At 36.2% G+C, this 26,760-nt stretch carries 30 protein-coding genes and 1 riboswitch; of the genes, 14 read left to right on the top strand and 16 right to left on the bottom strand.

What is annotated here, in order from left to right; genetic code table 11:
• Window positions 1-57: 57 nt before the first annotated feature.
• Window positions 58-1,125, bottom strand: coding sequence for a 3-oxoacyl-ACP synthase III family protein (locus AB8P06_RS06435; protein ID WP_369839486.1), 1,068 nt, complete (start codon window positions 1,123-1,125; stop codon window positions 58-60).
• 100 nt (window positions 1,126-1,225) lie between these two features.
• Between AB8P06_RS06435 and AB8P06_RS06430 the strand changes: the two genes are divergently transcribed.
• The 9 genes from AB8P06_RS06430 to AB8P06_RS06390 all read left to right on the top strand — a co-directional run bounded on the left by AB8P06_RS06430 (window position 1,226) and on the right by AB8P06_RS06390 (window position 8,020).
• A complete protein-coding gene (locus AB8P06_RS06430) occupies window positions 1,226-1,795 on the top strand; it encodes a hypothetical protein (RefSeq protein ID WP_369839483.1) in 570 nt (189 codons plus the stop codon).
• On the top strand, window positions 1,792-2,523 hold the full coding sequence (gene ubiE, locus AB8P06_RS06425; protein ID WP_369839481.1) for a bifunctional demethylmenaquinone methyltransferase/2-methoxy-6-polyprenyl-1,4-benzoquinol methylase UbiE: 732 nt from the start codon (window positions 1,792-1,794) through the stop codon (window positions 2,521-2,523). The genes AB8P06_RS06430 and ubiE overlap by 4 nt, the downstream gene beginning before the upstream one ends.
• A 3-nt stretch (window positions 2,524-2,526) precedes the next feature.
• Complete coding sequence (gene porT / locus AB8P06_RS06420; RefSeq protein ID WP_369839478.1) at window positions 2,527-3,309, top strand: type IX secretion/gliding motility protein PorT/SprT; 783 nt, start codon at window positions 2,527-2,529, stop codon at window positions 3,307-3,309.
• Between the two features lie 139 nt (window positions 3,310-3,448).
• Window positions 3,449-3,751, top strand: coding sequence for a hypothetical protein (locus tag AB8P06_RS06415; protein WP_369839475.1), 303 nt, complete (start codon window positions 3,449-3,451; stop codon window positions 3,749-3,751).
• Entirely contained in the window at window positions 3,751-4,038 is a 288-nt protein-coding gene (locus tag AB8P06_RS06410; RefSeq protein ID WP_369839473.1) for a cell division protein ZapA, read from the top strand. Before AB8P06_RS06415 ends, AB8P06_RS06410 begins: the two co-directional genes overlap by 1 nt.
• 221 nt (window positions 4,039-4,259) lie before the next feature.
• Complete coding sequence (gene rny / locus AB8P06_RS06405) at window positions 4,260-5,828, top strand: ribonuclease Y (protein WP_369839470.1); 1,569 nt, start codon at window positions 4,260-4,262, stop codon at window positions 5,826-5,828.
• A 77-nt stretch (window positions 5,829-5,905) separates the two neighbouring features.
• Window positions 5,906-7,147, top strand: a complete 1,242-nt coding sequence (locus AB8P06_RS06400) for an MFS transporter (RefSeq protein ID WP_369839467.1) — start codon at window positions 5,906-5,908, stop codon at window positions 7,145-7,147.
• A 168-nt stretch (window positions 7,148-7,315) separates the two neighbouring features.
• Window positions 7,316-7,504 carry a hypothetical protein gene (locus AB8P06_RS06395; protein ID WP_369839465.1) on the top strand — a complete coding sequence of 63 codons (189 nt, stop codon included), beginning with the start codon at window positions 7,316-7,318 and terminating at the stop codon, window positions 7,502-7,504.
• A gap of 336 nt (window positions 7,505-7,840) precedes the next feature.
• Entirely contained in the window at window positions 7,841-8,020 is a 180-nt protein-coding gene (locus tag AB8P06_RS06390; protein WP_369839462.1) for a hypothetical protein, read from the top strand.
• An 81-nt stretch (window positions 8,021-8,101) separates the two neighbouring features.
• Here AB8P06_RS06390 and AB8P06_RS06385 read toward each other — a convergent pair whose 3' ends face one another.
• The 6 genes from AB8P06_RS06385 to AB8P06_RS06360 form a co-directional block, all read right to left on the bottom strand.
• Complete coding sequence (locus tag AB8P06_RS06385) at window positions 8,102-9,058, bottom strand: YeiH family protein (protein WP_369839459.1); 957 nt, start codon at window positions 9,056-9,058, stop codon at window positions 8,102-8,104.
• A 62-nt stretch (window positions 9,059-9,120) separates the two neighbouring features.
• Entirely contained in the window at window positions 9,121-10,002 is an 882-nt protein-coding gene (locus AB8P06_RS06380) for a LysR family transcriptional regulator (RefSeq protein ID WP_369839457.1), read from the bottom strand.
• Window positions 10,003-10,050: 48 nt separating this feature from the next.
• The gene (locus AB8P06_RS06375) at window positions 10,051-11,358 is read right to left on the bottom strand and encodes a voltage-gated chloride channel family protein (protein ID WP_369839455.1); all 1,308 of its coding nucleotides are present in this window, start codon (window positions 11,356-11,358) and stop codon (window positions 10,051-10,053) included.
• Between the two features lie 30 nt (window positions 11,359-11,388).
• Window positions 11,389-11,456: riboswitch (Fluoride riboswitch) on the bottom strand.
• Window positions 11,457-11,490: 34 nt separating this feature from the next.
• Window positions 11,491-12,330 carry a GLPGLI family protein gene (locus AB8P06_RS06370; RefSeq protein ID WP_369839452.1) on the bottom strand — a complete coding sequence of 280 codons (840 nt, stop codon included), beginning with the start codon at window positions 12,328-12,330 and terminating at the stop codon, window positions 11,491-11,493.
• Window positions 12,331-12,364: 34 nt separating this feature from the next.
• Complete coding sequence (locus AB8P06_RS06365; protein ID WP_369839449.1) at window positions 12,365-13,234, bottom strand: sugar phosphate isomerase/epimerase family protein; 870 nt, start codon at window positions 13,232-13,234, stop codon at window positions 12,365-12,367.
• A gap of 7 nt (window positions 13,235-13,241) precedes the next feature.
• Window positions 13,242-13,709 carry an acyl-CoA thioesterase gene (locus AB8P06_RS06360; protein WP_369839446.1) on the bottom strand — a complete coding sequence of 156 codons (468 nt, stop codon included), beginning with the start codon at window positions 13,707-13,709 and terminating at the stop codon, window positions 13,242-13,244.
• 118 nt (window positions 13,710-13,827) lie between these two features.
• Here AB8P06_RS06360 and AB8P06_RS06355 point away from each other — a divergent pair, with 118 nt between their 5' ends.
• A complete protein-coding gene (locus tag AB8P06_RS06355; RefSeq protein WP_369839444.1) occupies window positions 13,828-14,181 on the top strand; it encodes an arsenate reductase family protein in 354 nt (117 codons plus the stop codon).
• A gap of 101 nt (window positions 14,182-14,282) precedes the next feature.
• Here AB8P06_RS06355 and gcvT read toward each other — a convergent pair whose 3' ends face one another.
• From gcvT to AB8P06_RS06335, 4 genes are all read right to left on the bottom strand, one after another.
• Complete coding sequence (gene gcvT / locus AB8P06_RS06350; RefSeq protein WP_369839441.1) at window positions 14,283-15,359, bottom strand: glycine cleavage system aminomethyltransferase GcvT; 1,077 nt, start codon at window positions 15,357-15,359, stop codon at window positions 14,283-14,285.
• Window positions 15,360-15,370: 11 nt separating this feature from the next.
• A complete protein-coding gene (locus AB8P06_RS06345) occupies window positions 15,371-15,841 on the bottom strand; it encodes a hypothetical protein (RefSeq protein WP_369839439.1) in 471 nt (156 codons plus the stop codon).
• Window positions 15,842-16,351 (bottom strand): isopentenyl-diphosphate Delta-isomerase, encoded by a 510-nt coding sequence (gene idi, locus AB8P06_RS06340; protein WP_369839436.1) that lies wholly within the window; start codon window positions 16,349-16,351, stop codon window positions 15,842-15,844.
• Between the two features lie 103 nt (window positions 16,352-16,454).
• On the bottom strand, window positions 16,455-17,054 hold the full coding sequence (locus AB8P06_RS06335) for a Pr6Pr family membrane protein (RefSeq protein WP_369839435.1): 600 nt from the start codon (window positions 17,052-17,054) through the stop codon (window positions 16,455-16,457).
• A 230-nt stretch (window positions 17,055-17,284) separates the two neighbouring features.
• Between AB8P06_RS06335 and AB8P06_RS06330 the strand changes: the two genes are divergently transcribed.
• Both AB8P06_RS06330 and AB8P06_RS06325 read left to right on the top strand, forming a co-directional pair.
• On the top strand, window positions 17,285-17,692 hold the full coding sequence (locus AB8P06_RS06330) for an LNS2 domain-containing protein (RefSeq protein ID WP_369839432.1): 408 nt from the start codon (window positions 17,285-17,287) through the stop codon (window positions 17,690-17,692).
• Between the two features lie 96 nt (window positions 17,693-17,788).
• Window positions 17,789-18,748 carry a D-2-hydroxyacid dehydrogenase gene (locus tag AB8P06_RS06325; protein WP_369839430.1) on the top strand — a complete coding sequence of 320 codons (960 nt, stop codon included), beginning with the start codon at window positions 17,789-17,791 and terminating at the stop codon, window positions 18,746-18,748.
• A gap of 52 nt (window positions 18,749-18,800) precedes the next feature.
• Here the strand turns inward: AB8P06_RS06325 and mscL are convergent, their stop codons facing one another.
• On the bottom strand, window positions 18,801-19,181 hold the full coding sequence (gene mscL, locus AB8P06_RS06320) for a large conductance mechanosensitive channel protein MscL (protein ID WP_369839427.1): 381 nt from the start codon (window positions 19,179-19,181) through the stop codon (window positions 18,801-18,803).
• Between the two features lie 180 nt (window positions 19,182-19,361).
• Between mscL and AB8P06_RS06315 the strand changes: the two genes are divergently transcribed.
• Window positions 19,362-20,870 carry an NAD(P)H-hydrate dehydratase gene (locus AB8P06_RS06315; protein ID WP_369839425.1) on the top strand — a complete coding sequence of 503 codons (1,509 nt, stop codon included), beginning with the start codon at window positions 19,362-19,364 and terminating at the stop codon, window positions 20,868-20,870.
• Between the two features lie 54 nt (window positions 20,871-20,924).
• On the opposite strand, the gene lgt is transcribed toward AB8P06_RS06315, so the two are convergent.
• Window positions 20,925-21,791 carry a prolipoprotein diacylglyceryl transferase gene (lgt, locus tag AB8P06_RS06310; protein ID WP_369840053.1) on the bottom strand — a complete coding sequence of 289 codons (867 nt, stop codon included), beginning with the start codon at window positions 21,789-21,791 and terminating at the stop codon, window positions 20,925-20,927.
• Between the two features lie 428 nt (window positions 21,792-22,219).
• On the bottom strand, window positions 22,220-22,462 hold the full coding sequence (gene yidD / locus AB8P06_RS06305) for a membrane protein insertion efficiency factor YidD (RefSeq protein ID WP_369839423.1): 243 nt from the start codon (window positions 22,460-22,462) through the stop codon (window positions 22,220-22,222).
• 100 nt (window positions 22,463-22,562) lie between these two features.
• Here yidD and AB8P06_RS06300 point away from each other — a divergent pair, with 100 nt between their 5' ends.
• A complete protein-coding gene (locus AB8P06_RS06300) occupies window positions 22,563-23,840 on the top strand; it encodes a replication-associated recombination protein A (protein ID WP_369839420.1) in 1,278 nt (425 codons plus the stop codon).
• A 57-nt stretch (window positions 23,841-23,897) separates the two neighbouring features.
• Here the strand turns inward: AB8P06_RS06300 and AB8P06_RS06295 are convergent, their stop codons facing one another.
• Both AB8P06_RS06295 and AB8P06_RS06290 read right to left on the bottom strand, forming a co-directional pair.
• Window positions 23,898-24,335, bottom strand: a complete 438-nt coding sequence (locus AB8P06_RS06295) for a hypothetical protein (RefSeq protein WP_369839417.1) — start codon at window positions 24,333-24,335, stop codon at window positions 23,898-23,900.
• A 106-nt stretch (window positions 24,336-24,441) separates the two neighbouring features.
• Window positions 24,442-26,670 (bottom strand): DUF2339 domain-containing protein, encoded by a 2,229-nt coding sequence (locus AB8P06_RS06290; RefSeq protein ID WP_369839414.1) that lies wholly within the window; start codon window positions 26,668-26,670, stop codon window positions 24,442-24,444.
• Between the last annotated feature and the right edge of the window lie 90 nt (window positions 26,671-26,760).

Here is a 26,760-nt window from a genome sequence, read left to right as displayed (position 1 = left end):
AAAAAAGCACAAAGAAGATTTCCTTTGTGCTTTTATATTTTTTTATAATTATTATTCTTAGGGAAATCTGTAAACGATAGCGTTGATGTTCATTCCGGCACCTACCGAAGTCATCACAACGTTACCTTTACCTTTAAACGATTGACCCTGCATTTTTCCTTTAATTATTAAATCATACATGGTAGGAATCGTTGCTACGGAAGAATTTCCGAACTCCTGGATCGTCATGGGAGAGATAGAATGATCATAATCTTTCACCTCGTAAAGTTTATGAAGTCTTTCAATCATCGCATAATCCATTTTAGCATTAGCCTGGTGGATTAAAATTTTATCAATATCTCCGATGGAAAGGCCTGCATTATCAATGGTTTCTTTGATGGCTACAGGAACATTTTTTAAAGCATATTCATAAATTTTTCTTCCCTGCATTCTTACGAATAAACGTTTCTGATCTGCATTTTTGTTGATGGAAGGGCCGTTTTCAAGATAGCATAATTCCGGGCCGTTGTCACAGATGGTATTTTTGGAAATAATTCCTACATTTTCATCATCAGTAGCCTGTACCACTACAGCACCGGCACCGTCTGCAAAGATCATTCTGTTTCTGTCATGCGGATCAGTAACACGGTTTAATGTTTCCCCACCGATAACAAGAATCTTTTTAGCTACATGAGCTTTAATTAAATTATCCGCAAGAATCATGGCTTCAACCCATCCCGGGCATCCGAAAATCATATCATAAGTGATACATTTTCTGTTTTTGATCCCCAGTTTATTTTTCACTCTGGCAGCCATATTAGGCATAAAATTGACGTATCCGTCAACCGTAACTTCTCCGAAATTACTTGCATAAATAATATAATCAAGTTCCTCAGCATCTATTTTTGCATCTTCAATAGCAATTTTAGCTGCTTCATAACCGATTTGTGAGTTGGAAAGCTCTTCTTCAATAAACCTTCTGTTCTCTATCTCTGTAATTTCTACAAACTTTGCAATAATTTCTTCAGTAGGTTTTTCTATCTTTTCGCCCTCATCCGTATAAAACTCAGAATTCAGAAAAAAGTCTCTACCAATAACTCTATTAGGAATATAAGATCCAGAACCAATAATGATCGTATTCGGCATTCGTTTATATGATTTTTTAAAAACGCAAAGTTAATAATTAATCTTAATAACGAAGAATTAAAAATATTATTAAATTTGCAAAAATTGTACTTTACAGTCTATGAAAAACAATCCATCCTTAAAAGGCTTACTTATTGCTGTTGCAGCGTTTATCATTGCCTTCGGGGTTTATTTCCTTTTTTTATCCAAAAAAAATTATTACATCGTAGACAATCCTACACCCAATACGTATTATTATAAGATTAATAACGGTTCCGAAGGAATTATTTCAGCGGGGCAAACGGTGCATGTTGACCTGACGATGGGGAAAAATTCTATAAAAGTTTTTGACCAGAATAAAAAAATGCTGTATGATTCTGCATTTGAGGTAAATAAAATCCGCGGACTTTTAAATATCGCTCATCAGGATTATTATATTAATCGTCAGTACTATGGATACAATCTTAAAAAAGATTCATTACTTTTGGCGCTTGATAAGACCGTAATAGACGGAAAAGAGTATTTTGGCGGTGCTAAGCGCTCCAATAAGCTCTATACAGAAGATTTTTACTATAATGTAGATGAAGATTATGACAAGCTGATCAAAAATGTACAGCAGGTAGAATCGAGATCAAAAATTTTCAGGAAACAAGATTACCTTAATTATTATAAAGAATATTACAAGTTTTGACAAAGGATATTAACCAAGTAACGCCCTACAATTCTGAGGCTACAAAAAAGAGCCAGGTAGAGGACATGTTCGACAATATTGCACCGAAATATGATCTTTTAAATCGTGTTTTGTCCATGAAAATTGATGTTTTATGGAGAAATAAATTGGTGAAATGGATGAAAAATGACAGCCCGCAGGAAGTGCTGGATGTGGCTACAGGAACGGGAGATCTGGCAATCACGATTGAAAAAGGAACCGATTCAAAAGTAATTGGCTTAGATTTATCGCAACAAATGTTAAATGTTGGCGTTATTAAAATAAAAAAACTTAATTTAGACGGCAAAATTTCCATGCAAAAAGGCGATGCAGAAAATTTACCTTTCGAGGACAATAGATTTGACGCTGTTTCCGTTGCATTTGGAGTAAGGAATTTTGAAAATCTTACAAAAGGTTTATCAGAGTTAAGAAGGGTAGTTAAAGATAACAAGAGTGTTTATATACTGGAGTTTTCAAAGGTTGAGGGGTTCTTAGGGCCATTGTATATGTTTTATTTTAAAAATATATTACCTGCCATCGGCAGACTGGTTTCTAAAGATAATAGGGCATATACGTACCTTCCGGATTCTGTAAATGCTTTTCCTTTCGGGGAAAAGATGAGACAAATTCTTTTAGATACAGGATTTAAAAAAGTTGAATATAAAAAACTAAGTTTAGGTATAGCCACAATTTATAAAGCAACAAAGTAACCTATGAATAAATTTTTATTAAAAGTACTGGTTTTAGCCTCAGTAAACATTGCAGTTTTTGCAGACGCGCAATTTAGAACCCGAAACAGAATGGATAAGTTGGAAGACTTTGATCAACAGGTATTCAGTTGGGGTTTTTATCTGAATGGTAACAGACTAGACTACCGTATAGTACTCAACCCAAGATACGGTATGGATGGGAATAAGAATCTCGTTACATCTAAAGCAAGTTACAGTTTCGGAGCCGGATTGATCGGAAAATGGAGACTGAATGACTACTTGGATTTACGAGTTGAACCAGGCTTACAATTTGCTCAAAGGGAACTTACCTTCAATACCCAGTCAAACGATCAGTATGCTGCAGGTACTTTAACGAATCCTCCGTTTATTCCAATTCCTTTAACTGAAACAGATAAAGTAAGACAAGTAAAGTCTACTTTGGTTGATGTTCCGGTATTATTGGAACTTCATGGTGACAGATGGTACAATTCAAGGCCATATGTTGCAGCAGGGGTAAACTATATCGTGAATTTACAATCAAACTCTGACTCTACAGATGATAACCTTCAGCAGGTTTTCAGATCTACTACTCATAACTTTGCATGGTCTGCAGAAATGGGGATTCAGTTTTATTTCAATAAATTTAAGCTGACTCCTGCCATCAGAGGAACATTCATTATGAATAACGAGGTAGTGGCAGATAATCCTAATACACCGCCATACTGGGCTTCAGCAATGTCTACGTTGCAGACAAGAGCAGTAATGTTTGTATTGAAATTTGAATAGAAAAACAGACTTAAAATATAGAAAGGGGATGCATTGCATCTCCTTTTTTGTTAACCAAATCAAAATATAGAGGGTTTTATATTTGTTTAGTGTTATTATTTTTTTATTTTTGCTAATAGTTAGAATATATAAACCTGAAATGCTTCAAGATTTAGAAAACAATTTTTCAGAACTGGAAAAAAAGATTTTGAATTTACATAAAAACCATCAAAATCTTACGGAAAGGTTTTCAGAATTGAATACAGAGCATGAAGAGCTGAAGAAGAAATACGATGAGGAGAGAAGAAAAAATCAGGTATTAGCAGAAGAACAAAAAAATATAAAGCTTTATTCAGCAATATCAGGAAATCCTGAACACAATAGATTAATGAAAAACCATATCAACAGATTGGTAAAAGAAATTGATTTCTGTATTGCTCAGCTTCAAAACAGTGGATTATAATGGAGGTAAGGAGAATAACCATCAACATTGCAGGAAGAGTATATCCGCTGAACGTACCCGCAGCAGAAGAAGAAACTTTGCGTAAAGTAGGGAAGCAGATTGAGAATATGATTAAAGATTTTGAACAAAATTTCGATGTTAGAGATAAACAGGATGCTTTAGCTATGTGTGCCCTGAAACTGGGAACCAATGCCGAAGTGGTATCTCTCAACTACGATAAAACAATACATTCTACCAACGAAAGATTAGCCAAAATTAATCAGACGTTGAATGAAATTGGGAAATAGATTTTTTCCCAACAGACTGCCTACAATAATTCTAACACATTAAAGGTAAACTCAACGCTAAACAATTACCGAACAAATGTCCATCGAATGGCGTGCCGGTTCTCCGGATTACAGACAGTGGAAATCAGTTCAAATCGTGTTGATTAGGAGTTTACTCTCAATCTTTGAATTGTTGTGGGCTTTTTTTATTTAAATATGAAGACAATTAAAACTCAATATATATGACAACAGCCATTATAGTCGGCGTTATTTGTTTGGTGGTTGGTGCAGTTATAGGGATATTTTTCTCTAAAAGCTCACTGAATACCAAGGCAAAATTTATTATAGATGATGCAACGAAAAATGCCGAAAACCTTATAGAAAAAGCTAACGTACAAGCCGAATCCATAAAAAAAGAAAAGAATCTTCAGGCTAAAGAAAAATTTCTCGAACTGAAATCCCAGCATGATGCAGATATTCAGTCCCGTGAAAAGAAAATGCAGGAAGTAGAAAAAAGAATAAAGGATAAGGAACATAAGCTGAATGACGAGCTCAGCAAAACAGGAAAACTTGAAAAAGACCTGGACAAGCAGATTGCAGATTATGCTAAGAAAACTGAAATTTTAGAGCGAAAACAGCAGGAACTGGATTCAATTACCGCTAAAAAAGTTGAAATCCTTGAAAAAATATCCAATTACACGGCAGATGAAGCTAAAGCAGAATTGGTAGAATCTATGAAAGCTGAAGCTAAGACAAGAGCTCAGGCCCACGTTCAGGGAATCATGGAGGAAGCTCAGATGAATGCTAAAAATGAAGCCAGAAAAATTGTTATCCAAACCATTCAGAGAATAGGAACCGAGCAGGCTATCGAAAACTCGGTATCGGTTTTCAATATTGAATCTGATGAAGTAAAAGGTAGAATCATTGGTAGAGAAGGTAGAAATATCCGTGCTTTGGAAGCCGTTACAGGAGTAGAGATCATCGTTGACGACACTCCGGAAGCAATTCTTCTTTCATGTTTTGACCCGGTAAGAAGGGAGATCGCAAGATTATCACTTCACAGATTGGTTACAGACGGAAGAATTCACCCTGCAAGAATCGAAGAAGTTGTAGAAAAAACAAGAAAGCAGATTGAAGAGGAAATTATTGAAGTAGGAAAAAGAACAATTATCGACCTTGGAATTCACGGGTTACACCCAGAATTGATCAAGATTGTCGGCAGAATGAAATACCGTTCTTCTTACGGGCAAAACTTATTACAGCACTCCAGAGAAGTTGCCAACATTGCAGCAACAATGGCTGCAGAATTAGGATTGAATGTAAAACTGGCTAAAAGAGCCGGTCTCTTACACGATATCGGTAAAGTTCCCGAACAGGAATCAGAACTTCCACACGCATTGCTAGGAATGCAGTGGGCTGAAAAATACGGTGAAAATGCAGAAGTAATCAATGCAATCGGAGCTCACCACGACGAAGTTGAAATGACTTCTTTATTATCTCCGATTATCCAGGTAGCGGATGCTATTTCCGGAGCAAGGCCGGGAGCAAGAAGACAAGTATTGGAATCTTATATCCAGAGACTGAAAGACCTTGAATCAGCAGCTTTAAGCTTTGACGGAGTATCCAGCGCTTATGCAATCCAGGCTGGTAGAGAACTGAGAGTAATGGTAGAAAGCGGAAAAGTGAATGATGAAGTTGCTTCTCAATTGTCTTATGATATTTCTGAAAAAATTCAGAATGAACTGACCTATCCGGGGCAGGTAAAAGTAACAGTGATCAGAGAAACGAGAGCTGTGAATATTGCAAGATAACAATCGAAATAAGATATTGTATAAAAACCTTTCAAGAAATTGAAAGGTTTTTTATTTTTATCCAAATTTAAATCTAAATGCAAGAACTTTCTTTGTCTTCTAAACTGAAGTACATCTTTTCAATTCCTGTTATCATTTCCGCGTTGGGGTATTTTGTTGATATTTATGACCTGCTTTTATTTGGCATTGTAAGAATCCCCAGTTTAAAAGCCTTAGGTTTGAATCCTGATGTTGACGGAACTTTTATTCTCAATTGTCAGATGGCAGGCCTGCTCGTCGGCGGAATCTTCTGGGGAATTTTCGGGGATAAAAAAGGACGACTTTCTGTATTATTCGGATCTATCCTAGTGTATTCTTTAGCCAATATTGCCTGCGGTTTCTTACCTTATTTTCCAAAAGAGAATCTGGTTTATTCTTATGCAGGATTACGTTTTATTGCAGGAGTTGGGTTAGCGGGAGAATTGGGAGCAGGTATTACATTGGTTTCTGAAAGCCTTCCAAAAAACCTGAGAGCTATCGGAACTTCTGTAGTAGCGGGATTTGGTCTCATGGGAGCCGTTGTCGCCCAATTAACGGTGGAATTAGCCGGTGGCTGGAATATTTCATACATTATCGGCGGAGTATTGGGAATTATGCTTTTATTCCTGAGAATCAGTGTTTCTGAATCGGGGATTTATAAAAATATTGAACATAAAACGGTCTCAAAAGGTAATTTCTTTTCCTTTTTCACAAATAAAGACCGCTTCATAAGATATATGAAATGTATTGCGGTTGGGCTTCCGACCTGGTATTGCATTGGCATTCTGGCGGTTTTGGCCAATCAGTTTGCCCCTGAATTAAAGATTAAGGATCTCAACCCGGGTAAAGCCATTATGTGGGCTTATATAGGGATTTCCGTCGGTGATCTATCGAGCGGGTTTATTTCTCATGCTTTAAAATCAAGGAAAATGGCCATCTTTTATATGCTGCTGTTTACGATCGTTGGAGTAGGAATTATGCTTTTCGGAAATACCGATACAGAAACCAAATATTATATTTTCTGTGTCTGGCTTGGATTGGGAACGGGATATTGGGCCATGTTTGTTACTTTGGCAGCAGAACAGTTCGGAACCAATATTAGGAACACGGCAACGACTACCGTTCCGAATATGGTAAGAGGGTTGGTTCCTGTAATGATCTTCGCCTTTGATCTTCTTAAAAATAATTTTACGGTCGTGATAAGTGCAGCTATAGTAGGATTTGTGGTTTTCGGGCTTGCCTTTTATTCGGCGCTTACCATTTCCGAAACCCATAATAAAGATCTGGAGTTTACAGAATAAATGGCATTTACATACTATTTTGGATAAACATTTCGTTTAATAAATAATAGCTATAACAAAATAAACAAATTATAAAACTTTGTATTAAATTATACTTTGAATAACAGATTATTGTTAACTTTGAAATCAACGTAAAACTATATTGTTTAATCTCAAAATCCAAATCACATGTCAAACAACATTTTTCAAAACGCTAAAAAACTAAAGAAAGAAGAGCTTAAAAACATCGTCGGCGGCATCATCGTTGACCCTGTTAAACCCGATTTATCTTTATGCGGATGCAGTTGTACGGGAGCTGTTACAGGTCCTAAATATTGCGTTCAGTACATTGCCTGTCCGCAGGTAATTACTTGCTAAGCAATTAGAGTTATTTTTATTAGAAAATAAAATTTCCACATTTAATAATCAAACCTTTCGGTTCTCCGAAGGGTTTTTTATTTTTTAAGTAAAATTCCAATTTTACTTCTCTTATCATTTTAGAAAACCATTCAAGGTATCTTAAATTCATAGAATAATAAGCCTGTTTAAGAAACAGGAGCGTCAGATATTTGTGTTATCAAAGTAATAAAGATAATGGTATCAATGTATTATTGAAATTTTAAATAAATTATGCTGCGAATAATTAATATTTGTTTAACTTTGAAAGGTAACCAAACTATATTGTTTAATCTCTAAAACTAAATCAGATAACAAATGAAAAACGCTAAAAAACTAAGAAAAACAGATCTAAAGAACATTACCGGAGGAATCAGCGGAACACCTGATTTATCACTTTGCGGTTGCAGCTGCTCAGGATCCGTTACCGGACCTTGGTATTGTGTGCAGTATATCGCTTGTACACAGGGATATAACTGTGGCGAATCAGCAATTTAAGAACTGTTTCAGTCAGAAATAAACATTTCCACATTTAATAAAGCAAAAGCCTTTTGGGACCTTCCGAAAGGTTTTTGTCATTTAACTGATAATATAGATAAGACTTCCCACGCTTATAGTCACCCATAAAATAATCGCTACAGCCAATGGCTTAACACCAATTGTTTTTAAGGTCTGAAGAGAAAGGGTGGAACCGATAAAGAATAAAGTAAGATTAAGTCCGGATTTCGCCACGGCCGTTACAGAGCTGCTGAAGAGATCAAAAACGGGGAAATAAGTATTCAGTAAAATAGCTAGAACAAACCATCCGATAAACCAGGGTATTTTAATTTTTGATTCCTTATTTTTGAAAATAAACATGGTAATGACCGAGACAGGAATGATCCATAAAGCACGAGCCAGTTTCACAGTAGTTGCTATTTTTAACGCCTCATTCCCGAACTTGCCGGCTGCTCCCACAACAGAACTGGTATCATGAATCCCGATGGCACACCACAAACCGAATTGTTCCTGAGAAAGTTGCAATGCGTGACCAATCGCAGGATATATAAATAAGGCAATTGAATTCAGGGTAAAAACAATGGCAAGAGCCAGGGAAATTTGTTTACTGCTCGGTTTGATAATTGGTGAGGTGGCTGCAATGGCACTTCCGCCACAGATCGCTGTTCCGACTGAAATTAAATAAGACAGCTGTTTATCAAGCTTAAACAGTTTTCCAAGGAAATAGCCTGAAATCATAACGGTTGAAATGCTGAGAACTGTTAACATTAATCCTGTTTTTCCTGCATTCAAAGCTTCATTAAGCTTTAATCCGAAACCTAATCCGACAATAGAAACCTGGAGAAGCAGATGAATGTATTGATGTAAGTATTTTTCAAATGGATTGCCAAGTAAAACAGCTATCATGAAACCCAAAGCGAGCGCAATAGGAGAGGAAACCAAAGGAGTAAGACAAATACTGCCCAATCCGATAAAAATTATTTTCTGTGATGCTTCGTTCTGAATGAAACTTTTCACATGATCAGGTTTTGAAATCATGCTTCAAAATTCCGTAAATTATCATCACAAAATAAATTGTATTTCGTTATTGAATATAACCTTTAGTTATAACTAAGATGTTTCAGGAAAAGTTTTATCAGCTCAGACTGTTCACCTTTAGGAAGAATATAATGAAAGTTTCTTTCGATACTGAAATTTTTGATATCCACAATACTGAGAATATTGTTTTTGAGCTCGGTTAAAACCGTACTGATAGATAAAAAGGCCATACATTCGGAATGCAGAAGATAATTCTTGATGCTTTCACTGCTTCCCAGCTGCATGATGACCGTAAGATCTTCCATCTGAATTCCTTTTTCTTTTAAACGGTTCTGAATAAATTCCTGGGTTCCTGAGCCCTGTTCCCGGAAAATAAGATCCAGATGATACAAATCCTTCAAATGTAAATTTTTATGGGCTAAAGGATGACCGGCTTTGGCTACGAGCACGATTTCATCTGCTTTAAACGGATGATATTCAAAATAGGAAGACTGGGATTCGCCTTCAATAATACCAACATCAATTTTCCCTTCTTTAAGCAGGGTTGAGATCATTTCCGTATTGTGGGTAACCAGTTCTATTTTTATGTCTTTATAGTAAGAATGGAAGGTGGCTAAAATTTCGGGTAAAACATATTGGGCCACCGTTGTACTTGCTCCTACAATGAGTTTTCCCTTATGTTCCTGGTTAAACTGATTGATCTCAAATTCCAGGTCTCGGTAGAGGTTCCGGATCTTTTCAGCATATCCAAACAAAATTTCTCCGGCTGCTGTCAGTTGGATGCTGGTTCCTTTCCTGTCAAAAAGTTTGGTAGCAAGCTGATTTTCAATTTCCTTAATATGTTTGGTTACAGCGGGCTGTGTAATGTTAAGCTCTTCAGAAGCTTTGGTGAAACTGAGTCTGGAAGCTACCGTATGAAAAACTTTAAGTCTGTAATCAAACATTTTGTGATGAATTTTATGGTGGCGTAAATCTTAGATGAAGGTAGAAAATTATTTAATGTCAGAAAAGCTTTTATCATGGTGATTTTCGTATCTCCCGTTTTTGGCTTCCCCGATTTTTTGTCTTGTATAAATGCTGTTGTGTCCCGATAATAAATAAGAAACAACACAGGCAATCGCAATATATATTCCGGATTCTGCTCCGAACAATTCAATTCCCATCAGCAGACAGGCCAAAGGAGTGTTGGTGGCTCCGGCAAATACAGCCACGAAGCCCATTCCGGCCAATAAGGCTACAGGAAGCGGAATAAACAGAGATAAAGCGCTTCCCAACGTAGCTCCGATGAAAAACAGGGGGGTTACCTCGCCGCCTTTAAATCCGGTCGAGAGAGTAACGATGGTGAAAATCATTTTCAAAGCAAAATCATAAAGTGGAAGCCGGGTTTCAAAAGATTCTACAATAACGGGAATCCCCAGTCCGATATATCTTGTCGTTCCCATCACAAATACGGCGAGAGCAACAATTGCTCCCCCGATGATCGGACGGAACGGCGGATATTTTATTTTCGACTTAAAAAGATTTCCTGCCCAATGAATTATTTTACTGAATGCAGCAGCACATATTCCGAAAGCAATACCCGCCAGAATGCTGTAGAGCACAGGAAAAAATTCAAGCTTGGGAATAAAATCGATATGATAATGTGTATGCTTTACCTGCCATAGATCGGTTGCCCAGTCTGCAAGAATTGCGGATGCGAAGGCCGGAAAAATAGCATTATACCGGATTCTTCCAATCAGAAAAACTTCAAGCCCGAAAACAGCTCCTGCGAGCGGAGTTCCGAAAACTGAGCCAAAACCGGCAGCAATAGCAGAAATAATTAATATTCTTCTTTCATTTTTGTCCAGCTTAAAAGGTTTGCTGAACTGATCTGCTATAGCTCCCGCCATTTGTAGGGCAGTTCCTTCACGCCCGGCAGAACCTCCGAAAAAATGGGTGACAATGGTTCCCAGATATACGAAAGGTGCCATTCTGAAAGGAATAATTTCTTTCGGATCATGAATGCTGTCTATCAGCAAATTGTTTCCTGCCTCAATTTCTTTTCCAAGATAATGATAAAGAAGACCGATTAAAAAGCCTGCTAATGGAAGGAAGGCAATAAGCCAGATATGGTTTTCCCTGAAATTTGTAGCCCATTCCAGCGATTGCAGAAATCCTGCGGAAGCGGTTCCTACACAGGCACCAATAATAATACTGATGCAGAGCCATTTGAAAATATAAGGAACAGCGGGGTGTTTTCTGAAGAAAAACCTGAAATGAAATAAAGCGTTTTCGTTGAATTTTCGTTGATGTTTAGACATAATGCTCCTGATTAATTACGGTTAATAATCTATTAATCAGGCGTCATCAGCTTTTGTAAAGCGGTTGGGTAAGGAAGAACACCATTTCCTTTGATGATGCAAATATAATGAATATCAGTGAATTTTAAAGCTTTAATTTTTGTAATGCATTGCTTTATCAATCTCAACAGGGTTGTTGTATTTCCGGATGACTTCCTGCATACTTTTGGTTTGCGTATTGAGCTCGTCGATATTATGAATTTCCTTTCCGTTGATATTAATATTGAGATTGCTGTTATTTTTACTGAAATTGGTTCGTTCAAATGAAAAAGGGTCATTATAAAAATCCAGCATTAGCTTTTGTTTCTGTTTTTCGGTAACAGGAACAGCTTTTGTACCGAAATTGGATTCCACAAAATCATCTGTAGAATAGATATCCGGAAGCGTTCTGCTGCTGCTCAGGTTGTAAATAAAATTCTTCTTTATATCGTAAAGCTCAAAAATCAGACCGGGTAACCCACGAAATTTGAAAGGACCTTCATTAAATGGAATATCTTTGTTGAACCACGCGATCCAGTTTCTTCCGCCAAATGTAGTGGTTGCTTTCTGCAGGGTATAATTTCCTGTCTGTTTGGTTTCGTTGACAATATTCCAGTTTATTTTATCAGTGGTTTTAAATGAATAATATCCGAATTTAATGTTGATGAAATTCTCATGATCAAAAGTGTTGACCTTTCTTTTTACGATCTGTCCGGTCATATCAACATGCTTATTATCCATATTTCCGAACTTTTTATTCAGTGAATCTGCGATCATCAGGTTTCTTCCGTAAAATTTTACTTCTTTGGAATTGATATCCAGGATCATATTGAATTTCTGGTATTCATTTTCCGTAGAATCCATTTTTAATTGAAGCTCATAAATAAATCGGTGGGTTTGGCCATTCAGCGAAATGATCAATAAGAGCAAGCATGATGCAAAAATGTTTTTCATAAGTGATTTATTTTAATTTAAAACTTCTTTGGCCTTACCGCAAGAAATTGTGGTTCAATATATATTCCTTACTGATCGCAATACTTTCAAAAATATCCTTATCACTGGAATCCTGTTCTAAAAACCAATGTTTCAGTCCCGCCTTTTCCCTGGCGTCAAAAATTCTTTTAAAATCAATGATTCCATTACCTATTTCTGTAAAATCACGGGTGTTTTTTTGCATATCCTTTACATGCCATAAAGGAAACCGGCCTGGATATTTTTCAAAATAATCCAGCGGGTCCAATCCGGCCTTTGAGATCCAGTATAAATCCAGTTCCATTTTGACGAGATCGGGAGAGGTGTTTTCTAAAATAAAATCATAGGTATTTATTTCATTATTCCACTTTTCGAATTCAAAATCATGGTTATGATAAGCAAACTGAATTCCCGAGCTTTTGGTTGTTTTTCCTGATTTTTCCAATAACTCAGGGAGCTTTTTAAAATTCTCGACGGTTCTTTCTTCAGGAAAAAGATAAGAGCAGACCATGTATTGTGAGCCTATGAAATTTAAATCATCTACCGATTGTTCCCAGCCATTTAGTAAAGTTCCTTTGCTTTTATCAGTAATCCCTGTGGTATGGTGTGAGCTTATTACTTTAAATCCTGTATTCTTTAAAACAGATTGGAATTCAGTTCTGCTCTTCCCGAAAAAATTTCCGTTGTAGCCATAAATTTCCAATGCAGTAAAGCCTAAAGCTGCCAGTTTTTCCAATGCTTTTTCAAGATTATCGGAAACGGCATCTCTTACGGTGTAAAGCTGTATTGCCAAAGGTTCTTTGTGATTTGCAGACCGAGATATTCCACATGAATACAATCCCATAAACCCCAAAGTTGATAGTCTGATAAAATTTTTTCTTTGCATGCCGGAATTATAAAAAGGGTTTCATCTCGTCCTCGATCTGGGTTCTCAGCTCCATCAGGCGTTTTGCATATTGCTCCTGTTGTTTTTCCTCTTGAGTTTCGGGAATCCATTTGGGAACCGGAAGTTTCTTGCCATTCTCATCCACAGCCACGAAAACAATAATACAGTGCGTTTTTTTATCAAAAACAGGCTGTTTTAAATTCCTTGAAAAGACGTTGATTGAAATATGCATACTTGAAGATCCTGTATAAATTACCTGAGCTTCCACTTTTACAATTTCACCGATCTTTATCGGCTCATAAAAACGGATTCCCCCTACATAAACAGTCACCGAATAATTTCCGCTCCATGTCGTCGCACATGCGTAACCTGCCTGGTCAATCCATTTCATAACACTTCCACCATGTACATTTCCTCCGTAATTAACATCTGAAGGCTCGGAAATAAACTGAAAGGTAATAGGTTTGTTCTGCATACTGATAAAATTTTAATAAAGGTATTTAATAATTTTCAAAATCTTAGATTAAATCATAATTTTGGATGATAAAACCTACGGAAGGTTGCTTTAACAATAATACAAGTTAAAATAGAACATGAAAAAAGTTTTTTATCTGAATACCTGCGATACCTGCAGAAAAATATTAGCCCAATTTAACCTGACAGACTGGGAACTTCGGGAGATTAAAAAAGAACCGGTAACTAAAGAAGAGCTGGCCGAAATGTATAAAAAGACCCAATCTTACGAAGCTTTATTCAGTAAAAAATCGACCCAGATAAAATTGAGAGAACTTGATGTAAAATCATTAGAAGAAAAAGATTTTAAAAAGCTGTTGCTGGATCATTATACATTTTTAAAACGCCCTGTTTTCCTTACAGACAACGAGATCTTTGTGGGAAATGATAAGAATAATGTGGAAAGCCTGAAAGAATTTTTTAGCGTTAAATAAAGGTAACCCAAAAAAGAAAATAAGCTGCCATGAATAAATAAGGTCGGAAAACAAAAAAACCGCAGAACATTCTGCGGTTTTTTTGTTCGGATATTTTAATCTTATACAAAAGGAGCTTTCACCACTTTTGCAGGAATATTTTTATTTCTAACCTGAATAAAGATTTCAGAACCCAGTTTGAAGTGAGGCTTATCCACATAAGCAAGGCCTAAACCGACCTTTTTCATTGGGGACTGTGTTCCTGAAGTTACTTTTCCGATAACATTCCCTTCAGCATCCACTACCGGATAATCATGTCTTGGAACTCCTTTGTCCTGTAATTCGAAACCTACCAGTTTTCTTGTAACACCTTCTTCTTTTTGTTTTGCAAAAGTATCTTTGGAAACAAAATCTTTATCGAATTTTGTGATCCATCCTAATCCGGCTTCAATAGGAGAAGTGGTATCATCAATATCATTTCCGTACAGGCAGAATCCTTTTTCCAATCTTAAAGTATCTCTGGCTGCAAGTCCGGCCGGAATAATTCCTTCCGATTCACCCGCATTAATGATCGCATCCCAAAGCTGTACAGCATTTTCATTGTTGAAATAGATCTCAAAGCCTCCGCTTCCCGTATATCCCGTATTGGAAATAATCACATCGTTTACTCCGGCTACAGGTCCTACTGTAAAGTTATAATAAGGAATTTCAGAAAGATTAACGTCTGTCAGTTTCTGAAGGATCTCAGTTGCTTTAGGTCCCTGAATTGCTAAAAGAGACATTTCATCGGAAGCATTTGTCATTTTAGCCCCGAATGTATTGTACTTTGAAATATGATTCCAGTCTTTATCAATATTTGAAGCATTTACAACCACGAAATATTTGTCATCTTCCATTTTGTAAACGATAAGGTCATCTACAATTCCTCCGTTTTCGTTCGGAAGACAAGAATACTGAGCTTTTCCGTTTTCAAGAGCATCTACATTATTAGTGGTAACCAGTTGCAGAAGGTCTTTTGAGCCCGGGCCTTCAATGAAAAACTGTCCCATGTGGGAAACATCGAATAATCCTGCTTTTTCTCTTACTGCAAAATGCTCTTCCGTAACTCCGGAATATTGTACAGGCATTTCAAAGCCTGCGAAAGGTACTATTTTCGCTCCCAGAGAAACGTGTTTGTCGTACAATGCTGTTTTCTTCATATTTACTTTTATTACTTTATTTTAAAACTGTTAAAGGTTTCGTTGAAAAGATTCATATAATTACCGTTCCAGTATTTTTGACCACAATTAATGGAAATAAGGAAAAGGTTTTTATCTTTCTGATATACTTTAGTGATCCAGAAAAGCTTTTCATGCTCGTCAAAATACTCATAAAAGTATTCCATATAGCCTTTTTTACCTTTGCCGGATTTTATTTTACTTTCTTCATCGGTTGATTTATAAAGAGAAAGAATGAATTTCTTTACCTCTTCTTTCGGAAGGTTGAGATCGTGGTACTCGGAAATTGTAATGGCCCCGATTTCGTTGGACGGAAAAATATTGACAATCTCATTATCATTGGTTGCTTTCCAGCCTTCCGGTACATTGATAGAGTAGTTGGGGCTGTCATAAGCCTTTGCTTTCTGGGCAAAAGAAAAATAACCCAATAAAAAAGCCGTGATCAAAAATGTTTTTTTCATCATTTAAAAATGGTGTTTATATTCTTCGAGAATGATTTTAAACCATTCTGTAAAGTTTTCCGGGTTTTCGGAGATTTCCTGATCCAGATTTTCCATGGAAATATAGCGTATTTCTTCCACTTCCTCTTTATTCAGATTGAAATCAGCGTCATAATTTCCTGTAAAAACATGGTCGAGTTCGTGCTCCCATAGACCTCCACCTACATCAGCTTTGTAAATGAAGTTGAATTTTTCTGAAAGTTCGGTAACGATTCCCAATTCTTCTTTTACTCTCCGGTTTGCCCCTTCCAGGTAAGTTTCATCTTTTCTTGGATGTGAGCATACGGCATTGGTCCATTGGCCGGGTGAATGGTATTTTTCAGAAGCTCTTTTCTGCAGCAGCATTTCACCTTTACGGTTAAATAAAAAAACGGAAAATGCACGGTGTAGCAAGCCGTTAATGTGAGCCTGCTGCTTCTCCATCAAACCCAAAACTTCATCTTCAGGATTTACTAAAACTACGAATTCTTCCATTCCTACAAATGTAAGTCTTAAAAATGTATTTTGGAAATTTTTGGTAAAACATCATATGATAATGGCATGAACAGGAGATTTTAGCATTAGTAAGCGAAAATTATCACTTCAATGATTTCCCGGTTAGAATGAAAATCATCGACAGCCCCACAAAGAATACCAAGACCCAGAATGCATTCATTAAAACCTGCGCAAAGCCTATAATATTCACATCAACGAAAGGATAAGGGTAAAAACCGGAAAAGCTGCCTCTGATGGTAATGAAAATAAAATACAGTAAAGGATAAACCGCCCATTTGAAAATTTGCTTGTAATGCAGATTACTTTTATTTTCATACAAATACCAATAAATAATAGTGAGGACAGGAATAACACTGTGTAGCAGCTCGTCAACAAGCTTTTGTAATCCCTGAGGATTCCAGGAAGACCGGAGAATAATCTGATAGACTATTCCAACGATACAGATGTAAATCGTAATAGAAGTTAGCGTCCCGGAATCTGTGTTCTTTGCAGATTGAGGCTTTAAAACCTGAGCGGTAAAATAAATCGCAACAATTAAATTGGTAAGAATGGTAAAGAAACTGAAAAACCTGATCGTACTTTCCCAAAAGGAATTGGTAGCATTCTCCAGCAGCAAATAATATTGTGCGATCAGAGCAAACCATCCGATAAGGCAGAAAATAAAGGATAGTATTCTTTTCATGGTATATAAATTATGGTGAATTAAATCTAAAACAAAAAATTATTTAAGCAGCCATACAAAATACTATTTTATATAGAAAAACTGAAAATAATTAATCAGAATTGTAGAATTTATAGGATTTTAATTTATTTTATTCGTTAAATAGTTGTTTTTAATTTAAAATTTTAATATTCTCTAAGTTTAACTCTGCCTTTTGGTGTAAAAATCTTAACTTTGCAATTCAAATTTTAATGATGGAGTTAGACTATATCGAACACATAAGTCCCATACTGAAGGACGGAGTAAAAAACTATCTGATAGACATTGACGGAACCATTACAGATGATGTTCCTAATGAAGAACCGGAAAGAATGGTTACCTGTGAGCCTTATCCGGATGCTTTGGCAACAATCAACAAATGGTATGATGAAGGCCACCAGATTTGCTTTTTCACTTCAAGAACCGAAAATTTAAAGCAGATCACTATCGACTGGCTGGATAAGCACGGATTTAAATATCACAGTGTTTTATGCGGGAAACCAAGAGGCGGGAATTATCACTGGATCGACAACCATCTTGTAAGAGCAACCCGATACAAGGGGAAATTTACAGATCTTGTAGAGAAACAGGTGACCATCGAAGTTTTCAAAGAAGATTAAATTACAATGGAAAGATTTAAAGATTAAACGATAAGAGTAAAAACACTTAATATTTTTAATTTTTAAATCTTTTAATTTTTAAATATAACTGTATTTATGAAAGTTTTAGCAAATGACGGTCTGGATCAATCTGGTATTGATGCATTAACTGAGAAAGGTTTTGAAGTGATTACTGCAAAAGTTCCGCAGGAGTTTTTGGTAGATTATATTAATGAACATAAAATCCGCACATTACTCGTACGCAGTGCAACGCAGGTAAGAAAGGATATTATTGATAACTGTCCGTCTATCGAGATCATCGGTAGAGGAGGTGTGGGAATGGATAATATTGATGTGGATTATGCAAGAGAAAAAGGAATCCATGTGATCAATACCCCTTCGGCTTCTTCGGAATCTGTAGCGGAATTGGTTTTTGCCCATCTGTTTTCAGGAGCAAGATTTTTGCAGGATTCCAACAGAAAAATGCCTTTAGTAGGAGATACTGAATTTGCAGGTCTTAAAAAAGCTTATGCTGCAGGAATTGAGCTGAGAGGAAAAACCATCGGAATTGTAGGAATGGGAAGAATCGGGCAGGAAGTGGCAAGAATTGCTCTTGGCCTTGGAATGAGAGTGGTGGCAGCCGATAATAATGTTGGGAAAGCCAGTATTAAAGTGAAGTTTTACAATAACCAGTTTATCAATGTTGATATTGAAACAGAACCTTTACAGGAAGTATTAAAGCATTCTGATTTTATTACCCTTCACGTGCCTGCTCAGAAAGAAGGCTATATGATCGGTAAGAATGAATTTGAATTAATGAAAAACGGAGTGGCGATCGTTAACTGTTCAAGAGGTGGTGTTATTGATGAAGCAGCCTTAATTGAAGCCCTTGATTCCGGAAAAGTAAGATTTGCAGGTCTTGATGTTTTTATCAATGAACCGACACCTTCCAAAGAAATCCTGAATCATTCAAAAATATCCCTGACTCCTCACACGGGAGCATCAACACTGGAAGCTCAGGACAGAATAGGTCTTTCCCTGGCAGAACAGATTTCAAGTATTTTACAGATTCATTAATTTTTAATGGGTATATTCATAAAAAAACACCTCAGATTGAGGTGTTTTTATTTTATATATTGTTTTTACTTTTAAGCAAATCTCTGATTTCCATTAATAATTTTTGATCGTCAGTTGGTCCGGCCGGAGCTGGTTCTTCTTTTTTGTTGATTTTATTGATCCCTTTAATCATTATAAACAGAACCAGTGCGATACATAAAAAGTTGATTACAGCGGATAAGAAATTCCCGTAAGCAACTCCATTCCATGTAAGTTTTGCAATGTTTTCCGCACCTGCAGCTTTAAGGGCCGGGTTCAGTAGTAAAGGTGTGATAACATCTTCCACCAATGAAGAAACAATTTTACCGAAAGCAGCACCAATAATAACCCCTACTGCTAAATCGACTACATTGCCTTTTACGGCAAATTCTTTAAATTCTTTTATAAATCCCATAATTTATTTTTTAATGTTGTGTTAAACAAATATAGATAAAAATGTTATTTTTTTGCGCTTTTAAAGCATTTTTATTTGTGAAGAATTATTTTACGAATGGTTATTTTGCTAAATTAATTTTTTGCTCATTCTAAGAAAATTGAATTAATATTTTATAAATTAGATGAAGACTAATTAAATATGAAAATTTTTACGGCAGAACAAATACGTCAATGCGACCAATATACCATTTCAAACGAACCTGTTTCTTCCATTCAGCTGATGGAAAGAGCAGCACAGGCCAGTGCAGACTGGATTGCTGAAAACTGCAAGGATTATAAAACAATTGTTGTTTTCTGTGGCAATGGAAATAACGGCGGAGACGGGTTTGCAATAGCCAGAATGCTTTATCTAAAAGGTTTTGATGTAGATGTATTTATAAATGGCCCTAAAACAAAATTTTCAGAAGATGCAGAAATAAACCTTAAAAGGCTAAAAGAGTTTTCCGGGATCTCAATCATCAATTTTGGTGAAACTCATCATTACCGAAGCAAAACAATAATTATCGATGCCCTTTTCGGAACGGGTTTGTCAAGGCCTTTAGACGCCGGATATAAAGATATAATAAACGACCTGAATGTAAAAAATAACCTCAAAATTTCCATTGATATTCCTTCCGGGCTTTTTCCGGATCAGATCACAGCAGAAAATTCTGCAATCTTTAAAGCAGATTACACTTTAAGCTTTCAGTTCTGGAAACGAAGCTTTCTCCATCCGGAAACAGGAAAATATACCGGGAAAGTTGTTGTTTTGGATATTGATTTAAGCGAAGAATATATTTCTGAAACGGAAACAGATTATTTTGTGACTGATGAAGAGGTTGTCAGTAGAATATTCAGGCCAAGACAGGAATTTTCTCATAAAGGAACCTACGGAAAAGCCACTATAATAGCCGGAAGCTATGGAAAAATGGGTGCAGCCGTACTTTCAACAAGAGCAGCTTTAAAAACCGGTGCCGGATTGACTTTTACACTCGCTCCCGAATGCGGTTATGAAATTTTACAGACTTCCTGTCCGGAAGCTATGTTTGTGGAAGGTGGTGAAAAATACATCCGTAATTTTGAAATTGATGAAAGCTCAGCCTGTGGAATTGGCCCGGGCCTGGGAACTGATCCTGAAACCGGGAAAAACCTTTTACAATTTTTAAAAGATTACGCAAAACCGCTGATTTTGGATGCAGATGCATTGAATATTATCTCGGAAAATAAAAAAAACATAAAATTAATTCCTCAAAAATCAATTATAACACCGCATCCTAAAGAATTTGAAAGACTGTTTGGAGCGACTCAGGATTCGTTTGAAAGACTGGAGCTGGCCCGTAAAAAAGCAGCTGAATTTAAAATTTATATTGTTCTGAAAGATCATCATACCCAGATCATTACTCCTGAAGGAAAAGTATACTATAATATTACAGGAAATGCTGGACTGGCCAAAGGCGGAAGCGGTGATATCCTGACCGGTATTATAACTTCTCTTCTCGCCCAGGGATATACTGAAGAGCATGCGGCCGTTTTCGGGGTATGGCTTCACGGCAGGGCTGCAGATTTTGCGGCTGAAAAATATTCTAAAGAATCGATGCTTCCTACAGATGTTATTAATGAATTGGGCAATGTTTTTGAAGAGATCAACACAAAAGTTTCAGTAAAATGATAAATAAAAAAGCCACAAAAACTGTGGCTTTTTTGTATTTTATTTCAAAATTCCTTATTCAGGTTTTTCGTTTTCTGCCTGAGTGATCTTGAATTTTTTAGACATGATCATAATGACAAATCCTGCAATCATAAAAGGTATGGAAAGCACCTGGCCGGTATTTAATCCGCCGATCTGGATAAACTCATCACCCTGAGGCTCTTTTAAAAATTCTACAAAGAATCTTATGGCCCAGAGAATAATAAAGAATAATCCGAATAACCATCCCTGTTGATATTTCTTATCCGTTTTTTTGTACAGAATCCATAATAAAACAAACAGAAGTACATACCCTACTGCTTCAAACAATTGAGTAGGATAACGTGGAACCGTTAAACCGTATTCACTGCTTTGCTGAGGAAATAATAGGGCAAACGGAGAATTCGGGTCTACAGGTTTTCCTACAATTTCAGAATTGAAAAAGTTCCCCATTCTTACAAAAGCACCGCCCAATGATACTACAATTCCGAGTCTGTCATACACCCAGAAAGGGTTTTTCTTGATGATCTTGAATGAATAATATAGTGTCGTGAAAATTAAGGCGATAGTAGCCCCATGACTTGCCAGTCCTGAAAATCCTGTGAATTTCAGACCGTTTTTAGTACTGATCGGTAAAAACACACTCCAGAAATCTTCTTTAAAAAGTTCCGGCTGGTAAAAAATAACGTGTCCCATTCTTGCTCCAAGGATGGTTCCGATTAAGGTCCATGTGAAAAGAGGTTCCAGATATTTTTGGTTAACGTTGTCTATTTTGAAAATCATGGTCATCAGAAGGTATCCGAATCCAAAAGCGAAAATAAACATTAAGCTGTAGAAATGCAGGGTAATAGGCCCCAGATGAATACCTGTGGAAGGATCCCAGATCTTAAACGGTGTTTCCAGTTGTACCTGATCGGCTGATGCAATCGGCTTTGCAGATTTTACGGCATACTTGAAAGTCTCAATATTTTCAGGGGTTGCAGCACCATCAATTAATTTAAAATCTTTGGTGAAGAACTGATACTTTGCATTTTTATATTTAGCCAGGGTTAATAAGCTGTAATTAAAATAAGCCGGTTCAAAGTTTGATTTATTTAAGATAACCAGGACATTATCATCCGTTTTTTTATCGGCAAAAGCGTCAAGGTCTCCAAGCTCTGTTGTGGAATAGATTTTTACCGGGACTTCCGTACTGTTTACTTTTAAAGTTCCGTCGGATAGACCACCCGGATATTCCTGCGCAAAAAAACACTGAGTGATGAACGCAAATAATACAAGGTAAATTCTGAAAAAAATATTACTCATTTCTATTTTTTTGATAGTTTATTTATTTAATTTTTTGGAGGTACAGGATCATAGCCGCTTCCGCCGCAGGGATGACATTTTGAAATTCTTCTGATACCCAGCCAAAATCCTTTAAACACACCGTGCACCTGTAATGCTTCCACCATATAATGTGAGCAGGTGGGTTCATATCGACAGTTTTTGGGAAGTAAAGGCGAGATAAACCACTGGTAAAATTTTATTAGAATTACCAGAGGAAATGTGATGATTTTATTGAATGTAAGTTTCAAAACAATGCAAAAATAGGGTAAAAAAATGAAAATTAGTTTAAATTTGTTATAAGTTTCAGAGGCGAAATCTGAACAATGCATCCAAAAATTTTAAAATATCTTGAATCAAAATATCCCATTAGCTGAAAAACTCAGACCCAAAACTTTAGACGAAGTTCTTGGGCAGGAGCATCTTACCGGAGAAAAAGGGACCATAAGAAAAATGGTTGAGAATGATACCTTAAATTCTCTTATTTTATGGGGGCCACCCGGTACAGGAAAGACCACTTTGGCGGAAATTATTTCTGAAAAATCGGGCCGGAAATTTTATAAGCTCTCTGCAGTTTCTTCCGGAGTGAAAGATGTGCGTGATGTAATTGATGAAGCGAAAAAGCAAAATTTGTTTTCGGGAAAATCACCGATTTTATTCATCGATGAAATTCACCGCTTCAATAAATCCCAGCAGGATTCATTGCTGCATGCTGTGGAAAAGGGCTGGATTGTACTGATTGGAGCCACAACCGAGAACCCCAGTTTTGAAGTGGTTTCAGCCTTGTTATCAAGAAGCCAGGTGTATGTACTGAAAGCTTTAAGCTATGAAAAGCTGGAAGAGCTTATTGATATTGCTGTTAATAAATACAACCAGGATGAAAAAACGGATTTCAAAATCCTGGAAAACGAAGCTTTTATTCAATATTCAGGTGGGGATGCACGAAAACTGATCAATTCCGTGGAGCTTGTCCTGAACCAATATAAAAATTCTGATCAGAAAGAAATTATTAACGAAGATGTTCTTGCCGTTTTGCAGGAAACCATGGCATTGTACGATAAAAACGGTGAGCAGCATTATGATATTATTTCCGCTTTCATCAAATCTATGCGGGGCAGTGATCCGAATGGTGCGGTATACTGGCTGGCCAGAATGATTGCAGGAGGAGAAGATATTAAATTTATTGCGAGAAGAATGCTCATTCTGGCTGCAGAAGATATTGGTCTGGCTAATCCGAATGCTCTGGTGATTGCAAACAATTGTTTCCAGTCTGTAAATGTGATCGGTAATCCTGAAGCAAGGATTATTCTGAGTGAAACAGCCGTTTATCTGGCAGTTTCCCCGAAAAGCAATTCGGCGTATATGGCCATTAATGATGCATTGGCTCTGGTAAAGCAAACCGGGAACCTGCCTGTACCATTACATTTAAGAAATGCGCCTACGAAGCTTATGAAAGAAATGGATTATGGGAAAGAGTACAAATACGCCCATTCTTATGAAGGAAATTTCGTCAATCAGGATTTTCTTCCGGAAGAAATTAAAAATGTAAAGCTGTATGAGCCCGGTAATAATGCTATAGAGAAGAAAATCTATGAGGAGCTAAAGAAAAAATGGACCAATAAATATTAAATAAAAAGGATACTCCATGGAATATCCTTTATAATAATATAATCAGTAAAATGTATCTTATTTCTGTGTGGTTGTGATAAATAATGTTTTTTTACCATTATAATCTTTTACCTGTACATTAGCCAGGATATCTCCAAAAACATTGGTGTCAGTACTGGTAAATTCATAACCTTCAATATACACCGGAGTATCTTTAGCTACATCGTTTTGCTGATTAAGCTGTGCTAATGATATTCTGTCAAGGTTATCATATCCTTTTTTAAGCTTGAATTCTGTAATGCCGTTCTCTGACAGGTAATCGTATTTTTTTAGATTCTGAGGCAGAGTAGCAGCTGTTTTGTATACATGCATGCTTTGAATGGCAGCTTCTTTACCTTTAAACATATCTACTGTTCCGATAATATCATTTGCAACGGCAAACTTTGTGGCAGGATTCTTCTGTCCGAATAAACATGCGGAAGAAAATAATAAAAAAGAGTAGAGTATTTTTTTCATAACTGATAGAATAACTATTAAAAACTTTTTAAATATAACTATTTTTTACAAAATGTGAATGAAAATTTATTAAAATTTGATAATTATTTATAAATAAAGACTTTTATTAAGATTCTGACTTTTGATTTTCAATGTTTTCCTCTTTTTTATCAACCAGGTTTCTGATCATGTTTTTTAACCTCTGGAATAAGAATGAACTCAGCAATAAAATGATACCTAAAATAATAAATGCTATAATTCTGGAAACATTATCCATCTGCCATACATCATAAGCATAAAGCTTCAGGATCATTATTCCGATCAATACAAAGCCGCATTTGCTGAATTCAGGGATGTCTTTTTTCAGGCCAGTATAAATTAATACACTTGCAAGAACTGCCCATATAATCGGGAGATATAAAATACTGAAATGTTTTCCCAGTTGATCCGCCTGCATGATCCGGTTTGCATTTCCGAGAATATATAAATGATAGAACTCAAAGCTTATCATTATCGTGACAGCTATTGAAACTGACCAGTAAGAAAGTTTTATTTTGAAGAAGTCAGATCCGGGTACAATCTTCCAGCACAGGTATACAAAGGGCAATATGTACAGTAAATATATTCCAAAGAAATTTTGAGGTGTCTTTTTCAGAAGAATTGAATTTACAATGCCAGTTCCGGCAAGTGAAGCATCAACAATAAGGAGGAATAGGAATAAATAAACAAGTCCGGTTTCAAAAAATAAACTGATATGAAGTTTTTTACGGAATGCAAGCAAAGAAAAAGTATAATAAATTGTGAACAGCAATCCAATGCTTAACACCATAATAAATGGTTTTTCCGAAATATGATAAATGATTTCCAATAATAAAGCCAGATAGATTACACCATAACTGAGCACAGTAAACAGGTTTTCAAAAATAGTATACCGTTTTTCAGAATTATTGAGGTTCTTTAGCAAAATTAAGTTAGTAAATGTAGTTGCAACCGTAATAATACTGGTTAAGAAGATCGGATTAAAGATAATTTTCAGGTCTTTTGTATTGTAGTACTGCGTCCATGTTATCATTTGAGCAATAATGACCAAAGGAAACAGAATGTAAAAGCATATCCTGAAAATATTGAGTTTCGTTTTTTTCCAGATGAAAAGCAGAAGAGTCGCTTCCACAGCCCATACACTTGTAATGAGATGTGCTTTAAACTGTAAAGCAATGGCAACGGTGATAAGGCTTATGGTAATCCCCGCAAAAACAGAATAGTGCATTCCGAAATTTTTTCTGTTATATTCCCTGAAAAGTAAGCCTCCATTTATGATCGCGAATATTATTGGAAAAATAATGACCGGTTCGTAGCTTAAAGTGTTGAAAATATACACTAAGCCAATTATACTGGAAAAATTAATCAATACAAGCATTAAAATATCTAAAGAGGCCAGACTGTTTTTTCTGATATAATTCTGTAGTGCAAAGGCATAGAAAATAAGGTAACTGATCACATAGAAATAAACACTTATCATTTGTGGCTTCTCAAAAATCCAGTAAAATAAATAGAGCTGGGTGAAAAAGAAGGCAATCCAGCCAATGCTTTTCCAGTCTTTGAGCAGGGCAATGATGAGCATTCCGATATTTAAAACCGATAAATAGGTAAAGAGAAACAGATAGTTACTTTCTCCTGTGCTGATCATTAACGGTGCCGTAAAACCACCGATCAGAGAAAATATAATCAGGACTTCGCTTTTATAATAATAGGAAAGTAAAATTGAAAGAAGGGTAATGAAGCAGGTGATAACAAACCCTGTATTCTGTGTAAACAGGTGATATTCCCTGAATGCAATGGTAGTGGTGAAATATAAAACGGCAATTCCGCCACCGGTAATAATGGATGAAAAAGCGGTGTAATTCTTCCTTAACAAATGACCTGTCGCCATGATTACAGTTCCTACTGCAAATCCGATTCCGGCTCTTGCTGTTTCATCGATCCAGTTTTTATCAATGGCATATTTTACAAAATATCCGATTCCCAATACAAGCGTGAAAATACCGGTAATGGCCAGAATATTCTGCTTTAAAAAATTTAAAACCGGGGCCATCCGGTCTTTCGGTTCAGAAATAATTCCTTCAGGAATATTTTCTATCGCTTCAGTAACAGGTTTTATTTTCGGCTGAAGTTCAGTCGGGGAAAATGATGGTTGAGCTTGTTTTCCTGTTATTTCCTGTCCCTGATGATCACCTTGTAAAGCATTATTCCTCTGAAGCTCAGAAATTTTATCTTCAAGTTTTCGTATTTTACGGTTTAGCTTACTATAAAATATAATAACAAGGATAAATAATAGAATGAGGAGGAATGGGCTCATATTTTTAATTTATTTAATCAAATATATAGATAAATGTTTGGAATGGGGTAAAACAATTAATCCACCATACCTCGGTATGATGGATTAATC

This window comes from Chryseobacterium tongliaonense (assembly GCF_041224435.1).
GTDB lineage: Bacteria > Bacteroidota > Bacteroidia > Flavobacteriales > Weeksellaceae > Chryseobacterium > Chryseobacterium tongliaoense.
The sequence above is the reverse complement of the archived record's forward strand: the minus strand, read 5'-3'. Positions and strand labels throughout refer to the sequence as shown.

Bases quoted from the DNA above. Each gene is read 5' to 3' on its own strand.
- AB8P06_RS06410 (WP_369839473.1), top strand. From the start codon at position 3,751: ATGGAGGTAAGGAGAATAACCATCAACATTGCAGGAAGAGTATATCCG.
- AB8P06_RS06370 (WP_369839452.1), bottom strand. From the start codon at position 12,330: ATGAAAAACATTTTTGCATCATGCTTGCTCTTATTGATCATTTCGCTG.
- AB8P06_RS06390 (WP_369839462.1), top strand. From the start codon at position 7,841: ATGAAAAACGCTAAAAAACTAAGAAAAACAGATCTAAAGAACATTACC.
- AB8P06_RS06325 (WP_369839430.1), top strand. From the start codon at position 17,789: ATGAAAGTTTTAGCAAATGACGGTCTGGATCAATCTGGTATTGATGCA.
- AB8P06_RS06400 (WP_369839467.1), top strand. From the start codon at position 5,906: ATGCAAGAACTTTCTTTGTCTTCTAAACTGAAGTACATCTTTTCAATT.
- AB8P06_RS06430 (WP_369839483.1), top strand. From the start codon at position 1,226: ATGAAAAACAATCCATCCTTAAAAGGCTTACTTATTGCTGTTGCAGCG.
- AB8P06_RS06335 (WP_369839435.1), bottom strand. From the start codon at position 17,054: ATGAAAAGAATACTATCCTTTATTTTCTGCCTTATCGGATGGTTTGCT.
- AB8P06_RS06385 (WP_369839459.1), bottom strand. From the start codon at position 9,058: ATGATTTCAAAACCTGATCATGTGAAAAGTTTCATTCAGAACGAAGCA.
- idi (WP_369839436.1), bottom strand. From the start codon at position 16,351: ATGGAAGAATTCGTAGTTTTAGTAAATCCTGAAGATGAAGTTTTGGGT.
- porT (WP_369839478.1), top strand. From the start codon at position 2,527: ATGAATAAATTTTTATTAAAAGTACTGGTTTTAGCCTCAGTAAACATT.
- mscL (WP_369839427.1), bottom strand. From the start codon at position 19,181: ATGGGATTTATAAAAGAATTTAAAGAATTTGCCGTAAAAGGCAATGTA.
- AB8P06_RS06330 (WP_369839432.1), top strand. From the start codon at position 17,285: ATGATGGAGTTAGACTATATCGAACACATAAGTCCCATACTGAAGGAC.
- AB8P06_RS06315 (WP_369839425.1), top strand. From the start codon at position 19,362: ATGAAAATTTTTACGGCAGAACAAATACGTCAATGCGACCAATATACC.
- AB8P06_RS06360 (WP_369839446.1), bottom strand. From the start codon at position 13,709: ATGCAGAACAAACCTATTACCTTTCAGTTTATTTCCGAGCCTTCAGAT.
- AB8P06_RS06355 (WP_369839444.1), top strand. From the start codon at position 13,828: ATGAAAAAAGTTTTTTATCTGAATACCTGCGATACCTGCAGAAAAATA.
- rny (WP_369839470.1), top strand. From the start codon at position 4,260: ATGACAACAGCCATTATAGTCGGCGTTATTTGTTTGGTGGTTGGTGCA.
- gcvT (WP_369839441.1), bottom strand. From the start codon at position 15,359: ATGAAGAAAACAGCATTGTACGACAAACACGTTTCTCTGGGAGCGAAA.
- AB8P06_RS06375 (WP_369839455.1), bottom strand. From the start codon at position 11,358: ATGTCTAAACATCAACGAAAATTCAACGAAAACGCTTTATTTCATTTC.
- AB8P06_RS06435 (WP_369839486.1), bottom strand. From the start codon at position 1,125: ATGCCGAATACGATCATTATTGGTTCTGGATCTTATATTCCTAATAGA.
- AB8P06_RS06295 (WP_369839417.1), bottom strand. From the start codon at position 24,335: ATGAAAAAAATACTCTACTCTTTTTTATTATTTTCTTCCGCATGTTTA.
- AB8P06_RS06395 (WP_369839465.1), top strand. From the start codon at position 7,316: ATGTCAAACAACATTTTTCAAAACGCTAAAAAACTAAAGAAAGAAGAG.
- AB8P06_RS06415 (WP_369839475.1), top strand. From the start codon at position 3,449: ATGCTTCAAGATTTAGAAAACAATTTTTCAGAACTGGAAAAAAAGATT.
- AB8P06_RS06290 (WP_369839414.1), bottom strand. From the start codon at position 26,670: ATGAGCCCATTCCTCCTCATTCTATTATTTATCCTTGTTATTATATTT.
- AB8P06_RS06365 (WP_369839449.1), bottom strand. From the start codon at position 13,234: ATGCAAAGAAAAAATTTTATCAGACTATCAACTTTGGGGTTTATGGGA.
- AB8P06_RS06345 (WP_369839439.1), bottom strand. From the start codon at position 15,841: ATGATGAAAAAAACATTTTTGATCACGGCTTTTTTATTGGGTTATTTT.
- AB8P06_RS06380 (WP_369839457.1), bottom strand. From the start codon at position 10,002: ATGTTTGATTACAGACTTAAAGTTTTTCATACGGTAGCTTCCAGACTC.